We start from the raw sequence: 21,624 nt of genomic DNA, 5'->3' as shown, positions 1-21,624 counted from the left end.
CCCCGAACCCGGTCTGTCCCGTGCCGCCCCGCGCCAGCGCGAACAGCCCCTCGTCCGGTTCGCCGTACTCCTGCTGGAGCACGAACTGGCTCTGCACCAGGGTGGCGCGACCGGCGTCCCGGGCCGGAGCCAGCTCCGTGACCAGCTGCCGGAAGGGATACCGGCCGTGCTCGACCGCTTCGCGCACCAGGTTTCCGGTGTCCGCGAGCAGCGCGCGGAACGAGGTCGCGCGCGAACAGCGGGAGCGGAGCGGGACCGGGTTGACGAAGTAGCCGACGGCCCCGGCGAGTTCGGCGCTGTCCCGTCCGGCGAGGAGGGTGCCGAGGACCAGGTCCGGCTGACCGGTGCAGCGGTGCAGCAAGGTCCGGTACGCCGCGAGCAGGACGGTGAACAACGTGCAGGACGAATCCCTGGCCAGCGCGCGCAGTTCCCGGACCAGCCCGGGCGGCAGCCGGAAGTCCACAGTGGAGCCGCGGAAGTCACGGCCGGGCGAGTGGGAGCGGTCGGCGGGCAGAGCGAGGCCCGGCGGCGCGTCCGCCAGCGTCTCGCGCCAGAAGTCCCGGTCCCTGAGGTACGCCGGGGAGTCCGCGTAGTCCTTCGCGACAGCCAGCGCGAAAGCGTGCGGGTTCCGGCTTTCCGGCAGGCTCGCCGGGATCCCCGCCTCGTAGGCCGTCCGCAGCTCGCCGAGCAGGACCAGGAACGACCACAGGTCGGCGATGAGGTGGTGCGCGGTCAGCACGAGCAGGTGGGTGCGTTCGTCCCGGCGCAGCAGCGTCGCGGCGAACGGCGGCGCCGCGCTCAGGTCGAACGGCCGCTCGGCGAGGTCGAGCAGCCGGGCCGCGAGGTCTTCGCCGGGCACGTCGAGCACCTGAAGACGCGGTCCGGCCGGCACCGGCTCGCACCACGGCCTGCCGTCGCGGACCGGGAATCTGGTGCGCAGCGCCGGATGCCGCGCGACGACCGTGTCCACCGCGCGGCGCAGGGCCGCGACGTCGAGCGGTCCGTCGAAGCGCAGCACTCTGGCGAGCGTGTAAGCAGCGCCGCCGGGGTCGAGTTCGTGTTCGAACCACAGGGCTTCCTGGCCCTCGGTCAGCGGATAGCGGTCGCCGGCGCCGGGAGCCACCGGGGCATCGACCGCACCGGCCAGCACTCGCGCGGCGAGGTCGTCCGGTGCGGCGGCCAGCGCGCTGGCGCCGAGGTCCACCCGGTACCGCCGCTGGACCCGGTGCCGCAGTTCGGTTGCGCCCAGGGAGTCGAGCCCGAGCCGTACCAGCGGTTCGTCCGGCCGGACGGAAACGCTGATCCCGGCCAGCGCCGCCGCGACCCGGCCGATCGCGTCCGCCAGCACCGCCGCCCGGCCCTCGGGCCCGGCCACCGCGAGTTCCGCGCGGCTCGGCAGTTCCGGGATCTCGGCCCGGCGGGCGCCGACGGCGCCGAGCACCGGCAGCTCACCGTCCAGATAGGACTGACGGCAGCGCTGCCTGCGCACCTTGCCGCTCGTCGTCTTCGGCACGCCGCCCTTGGCCACGAACACGACGAGGCGGGTTTCGACCCCGTGCCGCAGCGCGATCGCCCGCCGGACCCGCGCGGCGATCGCGGGAAGATCCGGCTCGCTGCCCGGAGAAGCGAGTTCGCAGCACAGCACCAGCTCTTCGGCGCCGTCGAAGTCCACCGGGATCGCCGCGCAGCAGGAACGCCGGAGGGCCGGGTCCGCGCGCTCGGCGGTGTACTCCACATCCTGCGGGAAGTGGTTCTCCCCGCGGATGACGACGAGATCCTTGCGCCGTCCGGTGAGATAGAGCTGGCCCGCCAGCAGGAAGCCGAGGTCCCCGGTCCGCAGCCACGGCGAGTCCCCGGTCCCGGCGAGGTGCGCGCCGAAGCTCTCCTCGGTCTCCGCGGGCCGGTTCCAGTACCCGGCCGCGATTCCGCCGCCCCGCAACCAGACCTCGCCGATCCGGCCGTCCGGCACCGGCTCGCGGGTCTCCGGGTCGACCAGCCGCGCCTCCGTGCCGGCCACCGGATACCCGCTGCTGACCAGGGTGCTGCCCGGCTCGTCCGAGGGCACCGGGGCGACCGTGCCGCGGCGGAGTCCGGCCGGGTCGGCCCGGAGCGTCGACGGCTCCTCCGCCACCGGGGCCGACGCCACGATCAAGGTCGCCTCGGCCAGGCCGTAGCAGGGAAAGTGCGCCGTCGGCGCGAAACCCGCCGCGCGGAACCCCTCGCCGAACCGGCGCATCGTGTCGTGCCGGACCGGTTCCGCGCCGTTGTAGGCCACCGCCCAGTCCGAGAGGTCCAGCCCCGCCCGGTCCTCCTCGCCGATGCGCCGCAAGCACAGCTCGTACGCGAAGTTCGGGCCGCCGCTGACCCGGGCCCGGTACTTGTCCACCGCGCGCAGCCACGCGAGCGGAGCCCGCAGGAAAGCGTCCGGCGGCATCAGCACCGAGCGGGAGCCGAGGTACAACGGCTGCAGCAGGTTCGCGATCAGCCCCATGTCGTGGAACAGCGGCAGCCAGCCGACGAAAGCGGAATCCCGGTCGTTGCCGCAGGCCACCTCGATCGCGTGCTCGTTGGCGAGGATGTTGGCCTGGGTGACCAGAACGCCGCTCGGCGTCCGCGTGGACCCGGAGGTGTACTGCAGGAACGCGAGATCGCCGGAACGGGCTCCGGGATCGGTCCAGCTTTCCGCCGCGTCGTCGGGCACGGTGCGCACGTCGAGCCGGGGCAGTCCGGTCAGCGGCTCCGCGTCGTTCTCCGGCAGGCACAGCGCCAGCGCGGGCCGGGCGTCCGCGCGGATCGCGGCGAGCCGTTCCGCGCCGGGCCCGCTCTGTCCCGCATCGCACGGCACCGCGACGCTTCCCGCGTACAGGCAGCCGAGGAAGGATTCGACGTACTCCATGCTCGACGGGTACGCGATCAGCACCCGCTCGCCCCGGCATCCGCGCGCCGCGAGTTCCGCCGCGATCGCCCTGGCCCGCCGATCGATGCCGCCGAAGTCACGGCTCGCCGATTCGGTCGTCCCGTCGGCGAGGAAAAGGTACGCGGGACGGCCGGGCGCGGTTTCGGCGTGCGCGCGGGCGATGTCGACGATGCTCCGCGCCGTGCGGGCGGTCATCGCGCCTCCTCCCGTCCGGCGGCTTCGGCCTGCCGCAGCGCTTCCCGGACCAGGTCGCGGCGCCGCTCGGCCCGGAGCCGGTCCACCGTGGCGGCCAGCGCCTCGACGTCCGGCGCTTGGTACACCTTCCGCACCGGCAGGTCGATCCCGAACTCGGCGACCAGCCGGAAGTGGAGCCGGGTGACGAGCAGCGAATCGCCGCCGAGGTCGAAGAAGTTGTCCTGTCCGCCGATCCCGGCGGGGCCGGGCCAGCCGAGCACCTCGGCGAGCAGCCCGGCGACGGTCCTCTCGGTCGGGGTGACCGGGGCCCGCCCGCGCGGCCCGTCCGGTTCCCCCGGCGGTTCGGGCAGCGCCGCCGAGTCGAGTTTCCCGTTCCTGGTCAGCGGAATCCGGTCCAGCACGACCGAGCGGGCGGGGACCAGATAGCGCGGAAGCGCGTCCGACAGGAAATCCCGCAGCGCTCCGCTCGACAGCTCCGAAACCGTCGTCCCCGGCTCGGCGACGAGGTACGCGACCAGCTGCCGCCGGTCGCCCGAGCCGTGCGGGACCACCGCGCAGTCGCGGACGCCGGGATGCGCCAGCACGGCGGCCTCCACTTCGGCGGGCTCCACCCGGAACCCGCGCAGGGACACCTGTTTGTCGATCCGGCCCAGGTAGTCGAGGTCGCCGGGCAGGACCCGGACGAGGTCGCCGGAGTGATACCTGCGCGCGCCCGGCCGGTGCGGCCCGGGCCGGAAGCGGTCCGCGGTCAGCCCGGGACGGCCGAGATAGCCCCGCGCCACCCCCGCTCCGCTCACCACCAGTTCGCCTTGGCCGCCGACCGGCAGCGCATGTCCTTCCGGGGCGAGGACTTCGACCCGCTGGCCGGGCAGCGCCCGCCCCAGCGGGCTGGCGACCGGACCCGCGATGTCGGCCTGCCGCAAGCGGCGGACGGTGACGTGCACCGTGGTCTCGGTGATGCCGAACATGTTGACCAGGACCGGAGCCTGGTCGCCGTGCCGGTCGAACCAGGGCGCGAGCCTCGCCACTTCGCAGGATTCGCCGCCGAAGACGACTACGGACAGCGGCAGGCCGCGCCGCGGCGCGGCGGGCAGCAGGGCGCGGAACGCCCCCGGGGTCTGGCTCAGCACGCTGACCCGCTCGGCCAGCAGCGCCGCACCCAGCTCGTCCGGGGCGCGGACGACCTCCGGCGGCACGATCAGCAGCCGGTCCCCGCCGGTCAGCGCGCCCCAGATCTCCCAGGCGGAGAAGTCGAACGCCGGGGAATGCAGCATCGCCCAGGTCTGCCGTCCGCGCAGCTCCGGCAGCGCGGCCCGGCACCCGGCCAGCACCGAGGTGATTCCGGCGTGGCTGACCAGCACGCCCTTGGGCGCGCCGGTCGACCCCGAGGTGAACACGACGTAGGCCAGATTGCCCGGGCTCACCGGCGCCCGGACCGGCGCGCGGTTCCCTGCCCCGTCGATGTGCAGAACCTCGACGCCGAGGTCCGGCGCGTGCCGCACCTCCGGCCGGGTCAGCAGCACCGAGATCCCCGCCGCGGCGGCCAGTTCCGCCCGTCGCCGGGGCGGATCCGCCGGGTCCAGCGGGACGTAGGCCGCGCCCGCCTTGAGGATCGCCAGCATCCCGGTCACCAGGTCGATCGACGGCCGCGCGCACAACCCGACCAGGGATTCCCGGCCGACGCCCCGGGCCCGCAGGGCCCGCGCCTGTCCGTTGGCGCGCCGGTCGAGTTCCCGGTAGCTGACCTGGCGCCCGCCGTCGCTGACCGCCACCGCGTCCGGTCGCGCGGCGGCGATCCGCTCGAATTCCTCGTGCAGGCACCCGCTTCCGGCGGGAGCCTCGGCGACCGGCCCGGACGGAACCGCCGCGGTCCAGCGGATCTCCGACACCGGCCGGTCCGGCTCCGCGCTCGCGTGTTCCAGCGCGGTCACCGTCCGGGTCACGATCTCGGCCGCCGTCGCGGGGTGCAGGCGGGTCTCGTCGAACTCCAGTTCCAGGTCCAGCCCCTCGGTTTCGGGAGACACCGTCATGGTGAGCGGGAACTTCGCCGAGACCGGCGGCGAAGGCAGCACGGCCGCGGCGAGCCCGGGCAACGCGATGTGCGGCGCGGGAGTGTTCTGGAACGCGAAGGCGAGCTGGACGAGCGGGGTGTCGGCGAACGACCGTTCCGGGCGCACCGCCTCGACGATCCGCTCGAAGGGCACCTCCTGGTCGTCGAGCCCCTGTCGGACGACTGCGCCCGCCCGGGCCGCCAGCTCCGCGAAACCCGGGTCGCCGAACAGGTCGATCCGCAGCGGCAGCAGGTTCGCGAAACATCCGGCCAGCGGCAGCAGTTCGCGCCGGGTGCGGCCCGCCACCGGAGCGCCGATCACCAGATCGCGCTGTCCGGCGAGGCTGCTCACCGCCAGCGCGAACCCGGCGAGCAGGACCGGGAACAGGGTCATGCGCCGCTGGGCGGCCAGCCGCCGGAGCCGGCCCGAAAGCTCTTCGCCGACCCGGGACCGCACCAGCCCGGCCGGGCGGCCGGTTTCCGCGGCGGACGCACGGCCCAGCAGGTCCAGCCGGGCGGGCGCGCCCGCGAGCGCGGCGGTCCACCGGGCGAGGCGCTCGGCGAATTCCGGGGTTTCGGCCCGATTTCGCTGCCAGGCCGCGAAATCGCCGTACTGCACGGCGAGACCGGCCAGCCGCGCGGGCGTCCCGCCGGAGTGCGCGCGGTACAGCTCGGCGAGGTCGGCCAGCAGGATTCCCAGCGACCACCCGTCGCTCGCGATGTGCTGGCGGACCAGTACCAGGTCGTGGTCTTCCGGGCGCCGCCGGAACAGCACGGCCCGCAGCACCGGACCGGTCGCCAGGTCGAACGGCCGGGTCGCCAGCGCGGCGGCCATCCGGCGGCTCGCCCGCGACGCGGGAACGCCGACGAGGTCCACCAGCGGCAGCTCCGGGCAACCGAGGGCAGGATCCGCCTCGGCGACCGGTTGCCCGTCCACGACCGGGTAGCGCGTGCGGAGCACGGCGTGCCTGCGGACCAGGCCGCCCAGTGCCGTGCGCAGAGCGGGCACGGCCAGCGTTCCGGTCAGCCGGACGCGCAGCGGGAGGTTGTACGCGCTGGCTTCGGGGTGGAACCGGTGGGACAGCCACAGCCGTTCCTGGCCGAAGGACAACGGGAACCGCGTCCTGCCGAGCGCCGGGATCGTTCCGGCGTCGCGCAGTTCGCGGAGGATCTCCGGTTTGCGCGCGGCGATTTCCGCGCGAAGCTCCGCGGTGAGGACGCCGTGCGGCGCGGAGCAGCGCAGCCGATCGCCCTCGGCGGCGACGGTGATCCCTTTGCCGCGCAGCTCCGCGAGAAACTCCGGAGTGTCCACAACAGACTCGGCAGAGGCGTTCACAGCAGCACCTCCTCCTGGTCCCCGCCCGCGGCACGGCCGATCGCCGCGGCCTGGGCCGTGATCGTCGGCGCGTCGAACAACTGCGCCATCGACAGTTCGACCCCGTACCGTTCCCGCACGACCGACAGCAGCCGGAGCGCGATCAGCGAATCGCCGCCCAGTTCGAAAAAGTCGTCGTGCACACCGATCGCGTCGTCGCCGAGCAGGCTCGCCCAGCAGGCGGCCAGGCCCCGCTCCAGCGACGAACCGGGGGCCCGGTATTCGGCGGACAGCGCGGCGCGGTCCCGTTTCGACGGCGCGATCCGCAGACCGGCGACCGCGGCGCGGTGGTCGTCGGTGCTGAACGCCTCGTGCCTCGCCAGCAGCGCGGCCAGGTCCTGCTTGCAGACCAGCACCCGCGGCGCCGGGCGGCCGGCGAGGACGCGGGCGAACAGCTCGGTCCCTTCGGCCCGGCTGATCCCGCCGAGCAGGTCTCCGCCCGGCCCGGCGACGTCCGGGCCCGGCGCCTCGTAGCGGGCGGTCAGCCGTTCCTGCGCGGAGGCCCACATCCCGGCTTCGGTCCAGTCGGTCCACCCGATCGACACCGTCCGGCCGCTCCGCCTGGCCGCGCGGTAGGCGGCGAACGCGTCGAGGAAGTCGTTGCCCGCCACGTATCCCACTTCGCCGAACTTCAGCTTGTGCAGCACGCTCCCGATCGAGGAGCACAGCACGAAGAACTCCAGCGGACGGTCGCCGAGGACGGCGTCCAGCACGACCGGCCCGAGGACTTTCGACGCGATCGCCTCGTCGGTCGCCCGCCGGTCGCGCCGCTGGATCATGCCCGCGGTGTCCGGGGTCCCGGCCGCGTGCACGACGCCGGTGACCGGCCCGAACCGCCGTTCCGCCTCGGCGACGACCGCCCGCATCCCGGCCTCGTCCGTCACGTCGGCCTGCCGGATCAGCAGACCGGTGCCGTCCGCGGTCAGCGCGGCGAGCCGGTCGATCAGCCGCGTGGTGTCGTCGCCGTCCGGACGGGCCGCGCGACAGCCCGGCCATGCGTCCGGCTCGGGGAACGGGGTGCGCCGGGTCAGCACCAGCGCGCGAGCGCCCGGCGCCAGGTATTCGGCCAGGCTGAGGCCGATTCCGCCGAGCCCGCCGCAGATCAGGTAGACCCCGTCGCCGCGCGGCGCGCCCGCCGGGTCGAGCCGCAGCGGCTCGTAGCCGCGTTCGAACCGTTGCCGCCCCCGGTAAGCGATCTCGGCGGGCGCGGCCGGGTCCAGCAGCTCCGCGACGATCCGCTCCGCCAGTTCGGCACAGCCGGTTTCGGCCGTTTCCAGGTCGATCGCGGTGCAGGACAACGCGGGCAGCTCCCGGGGGATCACCTTGACCGCGGAGGCCACCGTCGCGTGTTCCGGATGGTCCAGGTCGCCGAGCACCGGCTGCGCTCCCCTGGTGACCGCGACCAGCCGGACCGGCCGGTCGCCGGGTTCCGCGCCGAACGCCCGGGCCAGCTCCAGCAGGCTGTGCAGCCCGGCGAGCTGTCCTTCGCGCGCCGAGTCCGGATCGAGCGGCCGCCCCGGCTCCGCCGCCTCGAACGGCCGGAGATGCACGACCAGCTCCGGCGCCCGGCCTCGCGCGGCCAGCAGCGCGCGGAAATCGTCGTGCCGAGCCGGACCGAAAACCGCCTGGACGCCGAGCGCGCCGAGCCGTTCCGCGACCGCCGTGCCGAGCGGGCCGTCGGCCAGCAGCAGGCAGGTCCGGCCGTCCTGCGGGCCCGGTGCGGGCGCCGGGGCCGCGTGCCGCCAGCCGGGCAGGTAGACCCAGCCGCCGGGGTCCTCGCGGGACAGCGGATTCCCGGCGGTTCCCGGCGAGGCCGTTGTCCCGGGCCCGGTATCCGGCTGCACCCCGTTTCCGGGCCCGGCCGGGTTCGGCTGCCCCGCCGTCGCGGCCTCGGCCAAGATCAGCGCTGCGTCCGGCTGCCGCTGCGCCGCGGTGCGCACCGCAACGGCGGCGAAACCGGCGTCCGCGAGCGCTTCCCGCCAGCGCGGGACGTCGAGCAGCGGGCCGTGGTCGCGGAATCGGTCCGAGTAGCTCCACCAGCCGGTCGTCAGCCCCCAGATCATCGGCAGCCACCGGTCCTGCCGCACCGTCTCGACCAGCGCGAGCACCCCGCCCGGAGCCAGCAGGGACTTCAGGTGGCGCAGGCTTGCCCGCACGTCCGGGGCGGCGTGCACGACGTCCAGCCCGCACACCAGGTCGTATCCGCCGGAAACGCCCTGGGCGGCCGGATCGCGGGCGATGTCGAGCACCCCGGTGGTCAGCGGCACGCCCCGCGCCGCGGCGGCCTCGGCCAGTCCGGCGGCGAACAGCGGCGAAACGTCGGTGGCGTGGTACCGCAGCCGGTCCGGGCCGAGCCGGGCCGCGAGGCGCTGGGTGAGCGTGCCTTCCCCGGCTCCGGCCTCCAGCACCCGCACCGGACGGTCCAGTTCGGCGGCGAGCCGTTCGAGGGCGTCGCCGAGCGTCCGCAGCAGCGCGTCGACCGACCGGTGCCCGGCAGTCCGCTCCCCCAGTTCCCGGCGCAGCAGCGCGCCGTCCGCACCGGGGTAGAGCACGCCGAGCGCCGTCCGCGGATCCCGCAGCGCCTCCGGGTACGCCTCGCCGCAGCGCATCAGCAGGTCGGCGAGCCCGGCGAATCCGGGGTGCTCGCGGACCAGCCGGGCGTGCACGGCCGCGGACTCGTCGGTCCGCACGGGAAGGAAGACGATTTCGTCGCCGTCGCGGCGCGCGACTGCGTCCTCGGCGAGCACGGCGAGCGCGAAGTCCGGGAACCGCGAGAACTCCGCCGCCACGCCGAGCGCGGCGCGCAGTTCGGCCACCTGGTGGCGCGCGCCCGGCGCCGTGGAAATTCCTACCGCGCCCAGATAATCCAGCAGGAGCGCCCGGCACAGCAGGTCGAGTTCGGCGCGCAGCCCCGGATGGCTGTCGATGCCCGGCGCCTCGCCCGGCACCACCGGATCCGGCAGCAGACCCGCCAGTCGCCCCGGCTCGCCCGGCGCGTCGATCCAGTACCGCCGGTGCTGGAACGGATATCCCGGCACCGATGTCCGCTGCGGCCGCTGCGGCCGCTGCGGCCGGTGGAAAGCCGCCCAGTCGACCGCGCACCCCGAGGCCCAGGCGCCGGCCGCCGCGCGCACCAGATGCCCGGTCTCCCGCTCCGGTTCCGGAGGCAGGCAACTCGCGGCGAAGCTCGTGCCGGGACGGAGCTTGCGGCCCGCCAGCCGGGCCAGCCCGGCGCCGGGACCGAGTTCCAGCACCGCCGCCGGGGGCGACTCGGCCAGCCGGTCCAGCGCGGCGTCGAAGAGCACCGGGCCGCGCAGCTGGGCCAGCCAGTACTCGGGACGGGCCACGTCGGCCGGATCAGCCCAGTCCCCGGTGACCGTCGACAGGAACGGCAGCCGTGGGACGCCGAATTCCGCTCCGGCCAGTGCGTCCCGGAACCGGCCGAGGATCCCGTCGACCGCCGCGGAATGGAAGGCGTGCCGCACGGCCAGCAGTCTGGTCGGCACCCCGTCGCCGGACAGCCGGGCGGCCAGCGCCGACACCGCGCCGGGAGGCCCGGAGACCACGCACCGGTCCGGAGCGTTGACAGCGGCCAGCGCCACGTCGTCCCCCAGCATCGGCCGCAGTTCGCCCGCGCCGAGCGGCACCGCCAGCATCCGGCCGTCCGGAAGAGCGGACTGCGCCTCGGCGCGCGCGACCACCACATCGAGCGCAGTGGACAGCGAGAACACCCCGGCCACAGTCGCCGCGGCGTACTCACCGACGCTGTGCCCGAGCACGGCGCTCGTCTCGACACCCCAGCCGGTCAGGGTGCGGGCCAGCGCGTACGACACCGAGAACCCGGCGATCTGGTCCATGGGCGTCGCACCGGGCGCGTCGATCAGCTCGCGCAGCTGCACACCGCGCTCCGCCAGCAGCCGGACGCAGTCGCCGAAATGCCGCCGGAACCCCGGATCGCCAGCGCACAATCGGGTCCCCATGCCCGGATAACCGTTGCCCTGCCCGGAAAACAGGAACGCCGCCCGCGCCTCGGCGGCAGCGGTCCTCGGCGGTGCCTGCTCGGACAGCGCCGCGGCGGCTTCCTCGGCGGTCGCGGCCACCACGAAGCGCCGATGCCGATGCGCGCGCCGCCCGGCGAGCGTCGCGGACACGTCGGCCAAGTCGGTCTCCGGGTTGTCCCGCAACCATTCCGCCAGCTCGACGCCTGCCTGCTCCAGCGCCGCTGGCGTGCGCGCCGAAAGCAGCAACGGCTGGACCGGCCGCCGTTCCCGTTCGACCGGCACCGGCGCGGGCGGCTGTTCCAGCACCACATGAGCGTTCGTGCCGCCGACGCCGAACGAGCTGACCCCGGCCCGGCGCGGGGCGCCGGTCTCCGGCCACGGGACGGTGGAAGCGTTGACGCGGAACGGAGTGCTCGCGAAATCGATCGCCGGGTTGGGCGCGCGGTAGTGCAGGCTGGCCGGGAGCACGCCGTCCCGCACCGCGCCGACCGCCTTGATCAGCCCCGCGATGCCCGCCGCCGCGTCGAGGTGCCCCACGTTCGTCTTCGCCGAGCCGAGCGCGCAGAACCCCGTGCGGTCCGTGGTGAGCCGGAAGGCCGCGGTGAGCGCCTCGACCTCGATCGGGTCGCCGATCGCCGTGCCGGTGCCGTGCGCCTCGACGTACCCGATGCTCTCGGCGGAGACTCCGGCCGCCGCCTGCGCCTCGACGATCACGTCGCGCTGGCCCTGAACGCCCGGCGCGGTGTAGCCCGCCTTGTGCCCGCCGTCGTTGTTCACCGCGGACCCGAGCAGCAGCGCGTGCACCCGGTCGCCGTCCCGGCGCGCGTCCGACAGCCGTTTGAGCAGCACCAGCCCCACGCCGCTGCCGCCGACCGTGCCGGAGGCCGAGGCGTCGAACGCCGCGCACCGGCCGTCCGGCGAGTAGATCCCGTCCTCGGCGTACACATAGCCCTGCGCTTGCGGCACCTGCAGCGAGACCCCGCCCGCCACGGCCAGGTCGCATTCGAAGGATTCGAGACTGCGCACGGCCAGATGCACGCCGACCAGCGACGAGGAGCACGCCGAGCCGACGCAGACGCTCGGTCCGGTGAGGCCGAGCTTGTAGGAGATCGTGGTGGCCGCGAAGTCCTTGTCGTTGTGGATCAGCAACGGGAAACCGCCGAGGTCGCGCAGCAGCGCGGCGTTCGGCAGCAGGTTGCGCACCAGGTACGAGCTGAGGCTCGCGGAGAGGAACACCCCGGCCGGGACGCCCAGCGCCGCCGGGTCGTACCCGGCGGTGTCGAACAGGGTCCACGCCGCTTCCAGGCAGATCCGGTGCTGCGGATCCATCACCTCGGCCTCCCGGCGGGAGCAGCCGAAGAACTCCGCGTCGAAGCCCGCGATGTCCCCGAGCACGCCTTCGGCGCCCACGAAACGCGGGCGGGATTCCGGCGCGGGATCGGGGAACCGGGCGATGCTCTCGGTTTCCGCGCGAAGTCCCGCCCAGAACCGCTCGACGGTGTCCGCGCCGGGGAACCGGGCGGCCAGCGAAATCACCGCGACGGGTTCGGGGCCGGGCGCGCGGTCCTCGGGCAGCGAGTTCCCGGGCGACGGGCTGGGGGGTGACGGGGTGAGGGTCATGGCCGCCGCTCCGGTCCCCGCCCGGCGAGCTGCCTGCGGCGACGGCCGCGGGCCTGAGCCGGGTCGGCGGGCCGCGCGTGCGGTCCGGGTTCCGCTGGCCGGTCGAGATGCCCGGCGAGACTGGCGATGTCCGGGAACCGGAACAGATCCACCAACCGGAGTCCGGAATGGACGGTGCTCGCCAGCGCGTGGTGCAGGCGGAGCAGGCCGAGGGAATTCCCGCCGAGGGCGAAGAACCCTTCGTGCACCCCGACTCGCTCGATCCCGAGCACCCGCTGCCATTCCCGCGCGATGTCCCGCTCCAGCGCGGTGCGGGGAGCCTGCCCCGGACGGCGGTCGCGGTGCGCGGCGGAAGCACGGTGCGCGAGCGCGGCCCGATCGAGTTTTCCGTTGGCAGTGTGCGGAAGTTCCGCCAGCACGACCATCGCCGAGGGGATCATCACCGCCGGGAGGAGCGGACGCAGCGCGGCCAGCGCCCGTTCCGGTGAAAGCCGCTCCCCCGGCACCGCGCTGGCGAACGCCACGAGCCGCCGGTCCCCGGCCGTCTCCCCGTCGGCCAGGACGACCACGTCGCGGATCGGGGCCACCGTGCGGAGCACCTGTTCCACTTCGCCGAGTTCGACGCGCACCCCGCGCACCTTGACCTGGGTGTCGCGGCGCCCGGCGAAAACCAGTTCGCCGCCGGACCGCCGCCGCACCAGGTCGCCGGTGCGGTAGACGCGGCTGCCGGGAGCGCCGAACGGATCGGGCACGAACGCCTCCGCCGTCCTCGCCGGAAGACCGTGGTAGCCGCGGGCGAGCGCGGGCCCGCCGATGCGCAGTTCGCCGGTCACCGTGTCCGGCACCGGGCGGCCGCGGTCGTCGGCCGCCCACGCACGGACCGTGCCGACCGGAGTGCCGATGGTCGGCGGACGGCCGTCGGCGGCGACCACTCCCGCGGTGGCGTAGGTGGTGGCCTCGGAGGGCCCGTAGAGATTGCGGACCACGATCCGGCGGCGCTGAAGCCGGTCGGCCAGCTCCCTCGGCAACGGTTCCCCGGCCAGGTTCACCGCGTCGACCGAAGCGGGAACGCCGTTGACGTCCAGCAGCGCGGCGACCGCCGACGGGACGGAGTTCAGCAGCGTCGCACCCGTCGCGGCGGGCATTCCCGGCACCCGCAACGCGTCCTCGGCCAGCACCGCGGTCCCGCCGTGGGCCAGCGGCGCGAACAGCTCGAAGAACGCGAGATCGAAGCCGATCGAAGTGGTCGCGAGGACGCTCCGGAGCCCGTCCGGCCCGAACTCCCGCCCCGCCCAGCGCAGGAACGCCGCCGCGCTGCGGTGTTCGATGGCCACGCCCTTCGGCCTGCCGGTGGATCCGGAGGTGTAAAGCACGTAGGCGAGCGCCCTCGGCGAGACCGTCGTCCGGCGCGCCGGCCCCGGCCCCGGTGCGGGGACCCGGATCGCCTCCGGCAGCGCGACCGTCGCGGCTCCGCGCCGGGCCAGCAGTTCGTCGTCGCCGAGCACCAGCCGGGAACCGGTTTCGGCGAGCATCAGCCGGACCCGTTCCGCGGGCTGTTCGGTGCCGATCGGCAGGAAGGCCGCGCCCGCTTTCAGGACGCCGAGCACGGCGGCGACCAGCGCAGGAGTCCGCGGGAGCCAGACCCCGATCACCTCGTCCGGCCGGCTGCCCCGGGCGCGCAGGTCCGCGGCGATCCGGTCGGCCCAGGCGTCCAGCATCCGGTAGCTCAGCCGGGCTGAGCCGTGTGCGACGGCCACCGCGTCGGGCTGCCGCGCGGCCGCGGCTTCCACCAGGCGGTGCACCAGTTCGCCTTCGCCGGGGTCGATCGCGGCCGGGGCGCGCAGTGCCCGCCGCTGTTCGGGGGTCGTCAGGTCCAGCCGCTCCACCGGCCGGTCCGGTTCGGCGAGCGCGGCGGCGAGCAGAATCCGGAACCGGCGGCAGCACTCGGCGAGGTCCGGCTCCGCACAGGAACCGCCGTCCGCCTCGAAGATCAGCTCCAGCCCGTCGGCGGTGTCGGCCCCGGTGACCGTCAGCTCGTACTTCGCGGCCGCGGCGGGCACGTCGATCAGCCGGGCCGCGATCCCCGGCAGGCCAGGCGGTTCCGGCGGCCGCTGATAGGCGAAAAGCACCTGGAAAAGCGGCGTGCTCTCCAGTTCGCGGGGCACGCCCAGCTCGTCGACGATCCGTTCGAACGGCAGCCAGCGGTGGTCGAGCGCGTCGAGCAGCGCGTTCCTGGCCCGCCGGAGCACCTCGGCGAATCCCGGCTCGCCGTCCAGCCGCAACCGCAACGGCAGCATGTTGATCAGCAGGCCGACCGTCCGCGCCGACCGCTCGCTCTCCCGCAGCGCGACCGGCGAGCCGAGCACGACGTCGCGCTGCCCGCTGTACCGGCCGACCCAGCAGCCGAGCACGGCCAGCAACGCCATGAACGTGGTGCTGCCGGTGCGGCGGCACAGCCTGGCCAGCGCGGCGAGTTCGCTCGGGCCCAGCCGCACGACCTGCCGGGACACCCGCACCGGCTCGCCGCCCCGCGCGTTGCCGAAGGGAGAGCTGCGCGGCGGCGCGGCGGCCAGTTCAGCACGCCAGAACGCCCGCGAAGCGGTGTCCTGGTCGCTGAGTTCCTGTTGCCGGGAAACGAGATCCCGGTAGTCCGCCGCGGGCGGCGGCGGCTGCGCCGGCACTCCGCTGACCGCGGCGCGGTACCATGCTTCGAGTTCCTCGCGCACGACTGCCAGCGAGCCGCCGTCGAACACCAAGTGGTGCAAGGAAAGCACCAGCACATGCCGTCGCGGAGCTGTCCGCAGGAGCAGCCATTCCACCGGCGGCCCCGCGCCGAAGTCGGCCGGGCGGGCGGCGACGGCGGCGAGCAGCCGGCGCAGCTCCGGTTCGCCCGCGGCGGCCTCGATCAGCCGCAACCGCGGCGCGGCGGAAGCGATCCGCTGCCCCGGACCGGCGCCGTCGTCGGCGAACACCGCGCGCAGCATCTCGTGGCGGTCGCCGATCCGGGCGATCGCCCAGCGCAGCGCGGCCGGGTTGAGCGGCCCGGCGAGATCGATCGCCGTGCAGATGGTGTACGCCGGATTGTCCGGAGCCAGCCGCTGCAGGAACCACAACCGCTGCTGAGCGGCGGCGAGCGGCCCGGACGCCGCCGGCAGGGTCATCCGCGGCCTCTTCCGGGCCCCGCGCCGGACAGCTCGGCCCCGCTCCGCGCCCCGTCCACCACGAGCGCGAACTCCGCGATGGTGGGCGCGTCGAACAGCTTCCGCACCGACAACGCGATCCGGAAAAGCTTGTTCGTCGCGGCGATCACCTGCATCGCGCGCAGGGACTCGCCGCCGACGTCGAGGAAATGGTGGCGCACCCCGACCCGGTCGAGCTTGAGCACGGCGGCCCAGATGTCGGCCAGCAGCTGTTCGGTCTCCGTCTGCGGCGCGGTGTAAGGCAGTTCCTGCGCCGGACCGGGTTCGGGCAGCCGGGCCCGGTCCACTTTCCCGGTGCTGGTCAGCGGCACCGCGTCGAGCACGACGCAGGCGCTGGGCACCAGATACCGCGGCAGCCGGTCCCGCACGTACTGCTGCAGCTCCGCCTGGGCGGGCTGCTCGCCGCTCTCGGGCACCACGTACGCGACGAGCTGTTTGTCCCCGTCCTCCCCGCGCGCGATCACCACCGACCGCCGCACCGCCGGATGGGCGTCCAGGACGACCTCGACCTCGGCCGGTTCCACCCGGAAGCCCCGGATCTTGACCTGCTGGTCGGTGCGGCCGAGGAACTCGACGTCGCCGGACGGCAGGAACCGGCCCAGGTCGCCGGTGGCGTACCGCCGGGAGCCGGGAGCCGGGCTGTCCGGGTCGGGCCGGAACACCGCCGCCGTGGCGGCCGGGTCGCCCAGATAGCCGCGGGCCACCCCGGCGCCGCCGATGTGCAGTTCGCCCGCCACCGCGACCGGCGCGATCCGGCCGTGGTGATCCAGCGCCCTGACCCGGGTGTTGGCCACCGGGCGGCCGATCGGCAGCTGCGGCGACCCGGTGTCCCCGGCCCCGGTCCACACCGTGCTCCACACCGTCGCCTCGGTGGGCCCGTACTCGTTGGACAGCAGGCATCCGGGGGCCTTGCTCCGGCATTCGCGCGCCAGCGCCGCCGGGGCCGCCTCCCCGGCGGTGATCAGCCGGACCAGCGAGGCGAGTTCGCCCGGGCCCGCCTGGTCCAGCAGCGGTGCGAGCAGCGACGGGATGCCGAGGGTGTGGGTCGGCCGCGACCGGGCGATCGCGGCGACCGCGGCCGGCGGGTCGAGCTGGGCGCCCTCGGGCGGGAGGATCAGCGTGCCGCCGGCAGTGAGCGTCCAGAAGATCCCGGCCACCGAACTGTCGAAGGCGAACGACGACAGCAGCAGGAACCGCTCGACGGGCTCCTCGTAGGCGGCGCTCCGGGCCTGGAGCGAAGCCAGCACGTTGCGGTGCTCGACGACGACGCCCTTCGGCTCGCCCGTCGACCCCGAGGTGTAGATGACGTACGCGGCGTTCGCCGGATCGGTCTCCGCCGCGGGTTCCCCGCCCGCCGGGCCGGGATCCCGGCCCGGAACGAACGGTTCGGCGGCCGCCGGGATCCGGGATTCCAGCTGCCGCTGGGCGAGCACGACCGTCGCCCCGCTGCCCGCCAGCACCGCCGCGGTGCGATCGTCGGGTTGCGCCGGATCGAGCGGCAGATAGGCCGCGCCGGCCTTGAGCACCCCGAGCAGGAACGCGATCTGCTCGGGCGAGCGTTCGGCGAAGACGCCGACGAGGTCCTCGCGGCCGATTCCCCGCCGCCGCAGCCCGTGCGCGATCCGCCCGGCCCAGCGGTCGAGCGCCCGGTAGCTGAGCGCGCCGCCCTCGGACTCCACCGCGATCCGGTCCGGGGCCGCCGCCGCCTGAGCTGAGAACGCCTCGTGCAGACTGCGCCGAGGCGAGGGCGCGGACCCGCCGTCGGCGAACCGGTCGAGCAGCGCGCGGTCCCGCGCGGGCAAGTGGTCGAGGGTCTCGAACCGGCCCGCCGGATCGTCCGCGATCGCCTCCAGCACCCGCACGTAGCAGTCCCGGACGCTTTCCATCACCTCCGCGGAGAACTGGAGGCGGTCGTACTCGATCCGGACCTCCAGCGCGCCGGACTCGCGGTTGAGCCGGAAGATGCCGCAGAACGGGAAGGTCGACTCGCCGTACAGCTCGTTCGCCACGTGCGCGACCCCGCGCCGGATCCACCGGTCCAGCACCCCGAACACGTGGTAGTTGGTGAAGAAGAACAGCGTCTCGGCCAGCGGTTCGTTGCCCTGGTGCCGTTTCAGCTCGGCCATCGGCAGCCGCCGGTAGGGCATCGACTGCCGCTCGGAGCGCAGGGTGTCCTCGATCAGCCGCTGCCAGCTGCCGCCGTCCATCCGGACCCGCAGCGCCAGGCTGTTGACGAACAGCCCGATGGCGGTGCTGCCGTCGGCGACCTCGGGCCTGCCGTTGGTCACGGTGTAGGTCAGCGTGTCGGCGTTGCCGCCGTAGGCCGACATCACGGCGAGGTGCGCGGCCAGCAGCACGCTCTTCAGCGGCACGGCGAGCCCGGTCGCCACGCGCTTGAGGGCGTCGGACAGCTCGCCGGGCACCGGCACGACGATCCGGACGATCTCGCGGGCGCCCTTGTCGGCCGCCGGGCCGGAACCGGTCCTGGGCAGCCGCATGAGCGTCGCGCCGTCGAGGTAGGCGTTCCAGAAGTCGTAGTTCTCCTGCCGCGCCAGTGCTTCCAGCTCGAGCGCGACGGCGTCGCGCATCCCGGATTTCGGCGGCTTGATCGCGATCGGCTCGTCGAACACGAGCGAGAAGTAGTGGCTGAACAGCTCGGTGATCATCAAGGCCTCGCTCCAGCCGTCGACGATCTCGTGGTGGAAGCCGTAGGTGAACTGGAAGTCGCCGTCGCCGCGGAGCTGCACCATGAACCGGATCAGCGGATAGTCGTGCAGTTCGAACCCGCGCAGCTTCTCCCGCTCGATCCACCCGGCGACCTTGCCCTCCTGCTCCGGCTCCGGCAGCCCGCGCAGGTCCTCGAACACCAGCGGCGTCTCGAACTCGCTGTGCACCAGCTGCAACGGCCTGCTGTAGGCGGTCATGTCGAACGACGTGCGCAGCATCGGATGCCGCTCGACCAGTTGCCGCACCACCGTGCGCAGAACGTCCAGATCGAACGGGGCGCGCAGCCGGACCGACGCGATGGCGTGGTAAACCGCCGATTTCGCGGCGAAGTCCCGGTGGAAGATCATCCCTTCCTGCAGCAGGTTGAGCGGGAAGGCGTCCTCCACCTCGGCGGGCAGCCGGTCCCGGTCCGGCCCGCTGATCAGCGCGAACGGGCTGGTGACCGGCGGATCCGCGACCGGCTGGCCGCGGTCCAGCTCGGCGGCGCAGTCCTCGATGACCGGGTTGTCGTGCAGCGTCGCGACCGTGACGTCCAGCCCGCTGGCCTGCGCCCGGCTGGCGACCATCACGCTGCGGATGGAGTCGCCGCCGAGCACGAAGTAGTTGTCTCCCATGCCGACCCGGTCCACGCCGAGCACCGTGGCGACGGCCCCGGCGAGAATCTCCTCGGTCTCGGTGCGGGGAGCCACGTACTCGACCGCCGACCCGCTTTCCTTGGCCGGCTTGGGCAGCGCGGCCCGGTCGAGCTTGCCGTTCGCCGTCGTCGGAAGCGCGTCGAGCACCACGAACGCGGCCGGCACCATCGGCTCGGGCAGCTGTTCGCGGCAGTACCCGGCCAGCGCGGCCGAGGCCGTGCCGCTTCCCGGGCCGGGCACCACGTAGGCCACCAGGCGGAGTTCCCCCGCGAGCGGCGACGAACCGCCGGGGTCCTCGTCTTGCCGGGCGAGCACCACCGCGTGCGCGACCCCGGGATGCGCGCGGAGCACCCCTTCGATCTCCGCGAGTTCCACACGCACGCCGCGGATCTTGACCTGCTCGTCGGAGCGGCCGAGGAATTCGAGGGTTCCGTCGGCGCGGCGGCGGGCGAGATCCCCGGTCCGGTACATCCGGGCGCCCGGAGCGCCGAACGGATCCGCGACGAACCGCTCCTCGGTGAGCCGGGGTTGCGCGAGATAGCCGCCGGCCACGCCCGCGCCGCCGATGAAGATCTCGCCGATCGCCCCTTCCGGAACCGGCCGCTGGCGCGGATCCAGCAGACAGACCCGCGCGTTGGCGATCGGCGTCCCGATCGGCGCCATGCCGTGCCGCGGGGCCGACTCGTCGATCCGGTGCGCGGTCGCGCCCACTACGGTCTCGGTCGGGCCGTATTCGTTGACCGTCTCCGCGCCCGCGTCGAGGAACAACGCGGCGCTCCGCATCCGAAGCGCCTCTCCGCCGACCACGACCGTGTTCACGCTGCCGGAGATCTCGTCGGCGGCGACCAGCTGGCCGAGGACATCCAGATGGGTCGGCGTCAGCTTGACCATGGTGAGATCCCGCCGCGTGCGCAGCGTCGCCGCGAGCCCGGTGATCCCGGCGCTCTCCGGCAGCAGAACGACCCGCTGGCCGACGAGCAACGGGCCGAGCAGCCCGGTCAGCGTGAGGTCGAAACTGATCGAGGTGTGCACCACCGCGCCGTCGCCCTGGTCGAGCCGGTACGCGGCCGAAGCCCAGGACAGGTAGTTGACCAGGCCGCGATGCGGTACGACGACGCCGTTGGGCTGGCCGGTGGTGCCCGAGGTGTAAAGGACGTACGCCGGGTCTTCGGCACTGACCGGCGCGCCGACCGGCGTCTCCGGCTGCCCGGCCACCTCGGCGGACTGCCTGTCCAGCGCCAGCGTCGGCACCGCGCAACCGCCGAGCCGGTCGAGCACCTCGCTGGTCGCCAGCACGGCTTTCGGTTCCGTTTGCTCGATCGCGAGAGCCAGCCGGGCGCGGGGGTAGCCGATGTCGACCGGGACGAACGCCGCCCCGGCTTTGAGCACCCCGAGCAGCGCGACGAGAAGTTCGGGAGACCGCCCGACCGAGACGACGACCTTGTCGCCGCGAGCCGTTCCGGAGGCGCGGAGGTGATGCGAGAGCTGGTTGGCTCTGGAGTCCAGTTCGCCGTAACTGAGTTCGAGGTCCGCACAGCAGACCGCGACCCGGGCGGGGTGCTGCGCGGCCCGCTCCGCGATGAGTTCGTGCACGGCCTGATCCGGCACCGGCACCACCGGCCCGCACGCGGCTTCGAGCACGGATTCCCGTTGTGCGGCCGAAAGAATCTCGACGGCCCCGATCCGCACGGCGCCATCGGCCAGCCCCGCGCGGAGCACCGCCGCGAACGTGTCGGCGAGCGCCCGCGCGGTGGCCGGGTCAAGCAGACCGGGGTCGTACCGCACCGCGGTCTGGAGGGTCCCGCCGGACCGCACGCAGGTCAGCGCCGGTCCGGGAGTGTCCGGCTGCTCCAGCCGGGTCACTGTCCACTGTGGCTCTTCGGTGCCCGGCAGCTCGCCTGCTTCGCGGAAGTCGAACCGGGGAAGCACTTCCGCGCGGAGGCGGTCCACCAAGACCGGGTCCAGATGGTCGACCCGGTGCTCCGCCGACCGAAGCCACTCGGCCGCCGTTCGCGCGACCGTCAGGAACTCCTGATCCGCGGTGAACTCGCAGCGGTACGGGACTTCGCGTTCGTAGGGGCCGACCGCGTCCTCGAGCGCGGGGTAGCTCCGGCCGGGCGTCGTCAGCAGGACGAGGCGGTCGCTTTCCCCGCCCACGCGCCACACCGCCACTTCGAACGCGGCCGCCAGCACGGATTCGGCATCGAGTCCGTGCGCCGCGGCGAATGTGTCCACCGCCGCGGCCAGTGGTTCCGGATCCCGCAGATACGTCCGCGGACGCCCGGACCGTTCTCCGGCCCCGGTGCGCAGCGCCGCACCGCCGTCGCTGCCGTCGAGGCATTCGGCCCAGGCGGCTCGCTCGGCGATATCGTCGGCCGCGGCGAGCAGATCGTTGTGCCAGGCCGAGAAATCCGCGTACTGAAGGACTGCGCCGGTTCGCGAGAGCGCTTCCCCCGACCGGTATCCGGCGGCCAGTTCCGTCGCGACCTGATACAGCGAGCGCAGATCGGCGTTGAGCGAATGCGCGGTCAGCAGGAGTGCCGGCCCGTCGCCAGATTCAGCCAGCACGGCACGGAACCCCTCACCGGGTCCCGTGCCTATCTCGTTCCGCTCCGCGTTCGCGAGTTCGGCCAGGTCACGCAGTTCCGCCGTGCGCAGTTCGATCGCCGCGGGATCGCCGACGACCTGCGCGGGCTCGGGCCAGCCGGCTCTGGAGACGAAACTCGTGCGCAGCGCTTCGTGCCGATAGGCCACCGCTCGCAGCGCAGAATACAGCCGCGTCCGATCGATCCCGCCGGCCAGCGAGACCCACATCTGCACGGAGCTTCCGGGCGCGGACGACCCCGGCCACAATCCGCGCTGGCGAGGCGAAACCGCGAACTCCGAAATTTCCTGCGCAACCAC

5 protein-coding genes (1 of these 5 cut by a window edge) are annotated in these 21,624 nt (G+C 74.1%); all 5 read right to left on the bottom strand.

From position 1 onward, the window contains the following. Tightly spaced (each overlapping or abutting the next), the 5 genes in view from BM362_RS40875 to BM362_RS40855 form a layout consistent with a single transcriptional unit that may run on beyond the window. Positions 1 to 3,112 carry the start of a non-ribosomal peptide synthetase gene (locus tag BM362_RS40875; protein ID WP_093576795.1) on the bottom strand. The gene continues 4,934 nt to the left of window position 1, outside the view, so only the first 3,112 of its 8,046 coding nucleotides appear in the window; it begins with the start codon at positions 3,110 to 3,112; its stop codon lies beyond the left edge, outside the window. Next, positions 3,109 to 6,498 carry a non-ribosomal peptide synthetase gene (locus BM362_RS40870; protein WP_093576794.1) on the bottom strand — a complete coding sequence of 1,130 codons (3,390 nt, stop codon included), beginning with the start codon at positions 6,496 to 6,498 and terminating at the stop codon, positions 3,109 to 3,111. Before BM362_RS40870 ends, BM362_RS40875 begins: the two co-directional genes overlap by 4 nt. Next, on the bottom strand, positions 6,495 to 12,158 hold the full coding sequence (locus tag BM362_RS40865) for a type I polyketide synthase (RefSeq protein ID WP_093576793.1): 5,664 nt from the start codon (positions 12,156 to 12,158) through the stop codon (positions 6,495 to 6,497). Before BM362_RS40865 ends, BM362_RS40870 begins: the two co-directional genes overlap by 4 nt. Then, the gene (locus tag BM362_RS40860) at positions 12,155 to 15,319 is read right to left on the bottom strand and encodes a non-ribosomal peptide synthetase (RefSeq protein WP_093576792.1); all 3,165 of its coding nucleotides are present in this window, start codon (positions 15,317 to 15,319) and stop codon (positions 12,155 to 12,157) included. Before BM362_RS40860 ends, BM362_RS40865 begins: the two co-directional genes overlap by 4 nt. Beyond that, entirely contained in the window at positions 15,316 to 21,624 is a 6,309-nt protein-coding gene (locus BM362_RS40855; protein ID WP_093576791.1) for a non-ribosomal peptide synthetase, read from the bottom strand. Before BM362_RS40855 ends, BM362_RS40860 begins: the two co-directional genes overlap by 4 nt.

It is taken from the genome of Amycolatopsis rubida, from assembly GCF_900115345.1.
GTDB lineage: Bacteria > Actinomycetota > Actinomycetes > Mycobacteriales > Pseudonocardiaceae > Amycolatopsis > Amycolatopsis rubida.
The sequence above is the reverse complement of the archived record's forward strand: the minus strand, read 5'-3'. Positions and strand labels throughout refer to the sequence as shown.

Excerpts from the sequence above, each read along its gene's own strand:
- BM362_RS40865 (WP_093576793.1), bottom strand. The coding sequence starts at position 12,158 with ATGACCCTCACCCCGTCACCCCCCAGCCCGTCGCCCGGGAACTCGCTG.
- BM362_RS40860 (WP_093576792.1), bottom strand. The coding sequence starts at position 15,319 with ATGACCCTGCCGGCGGCGTCCGGGCCGCTCGCCGCCGCTCAGCAGCGG.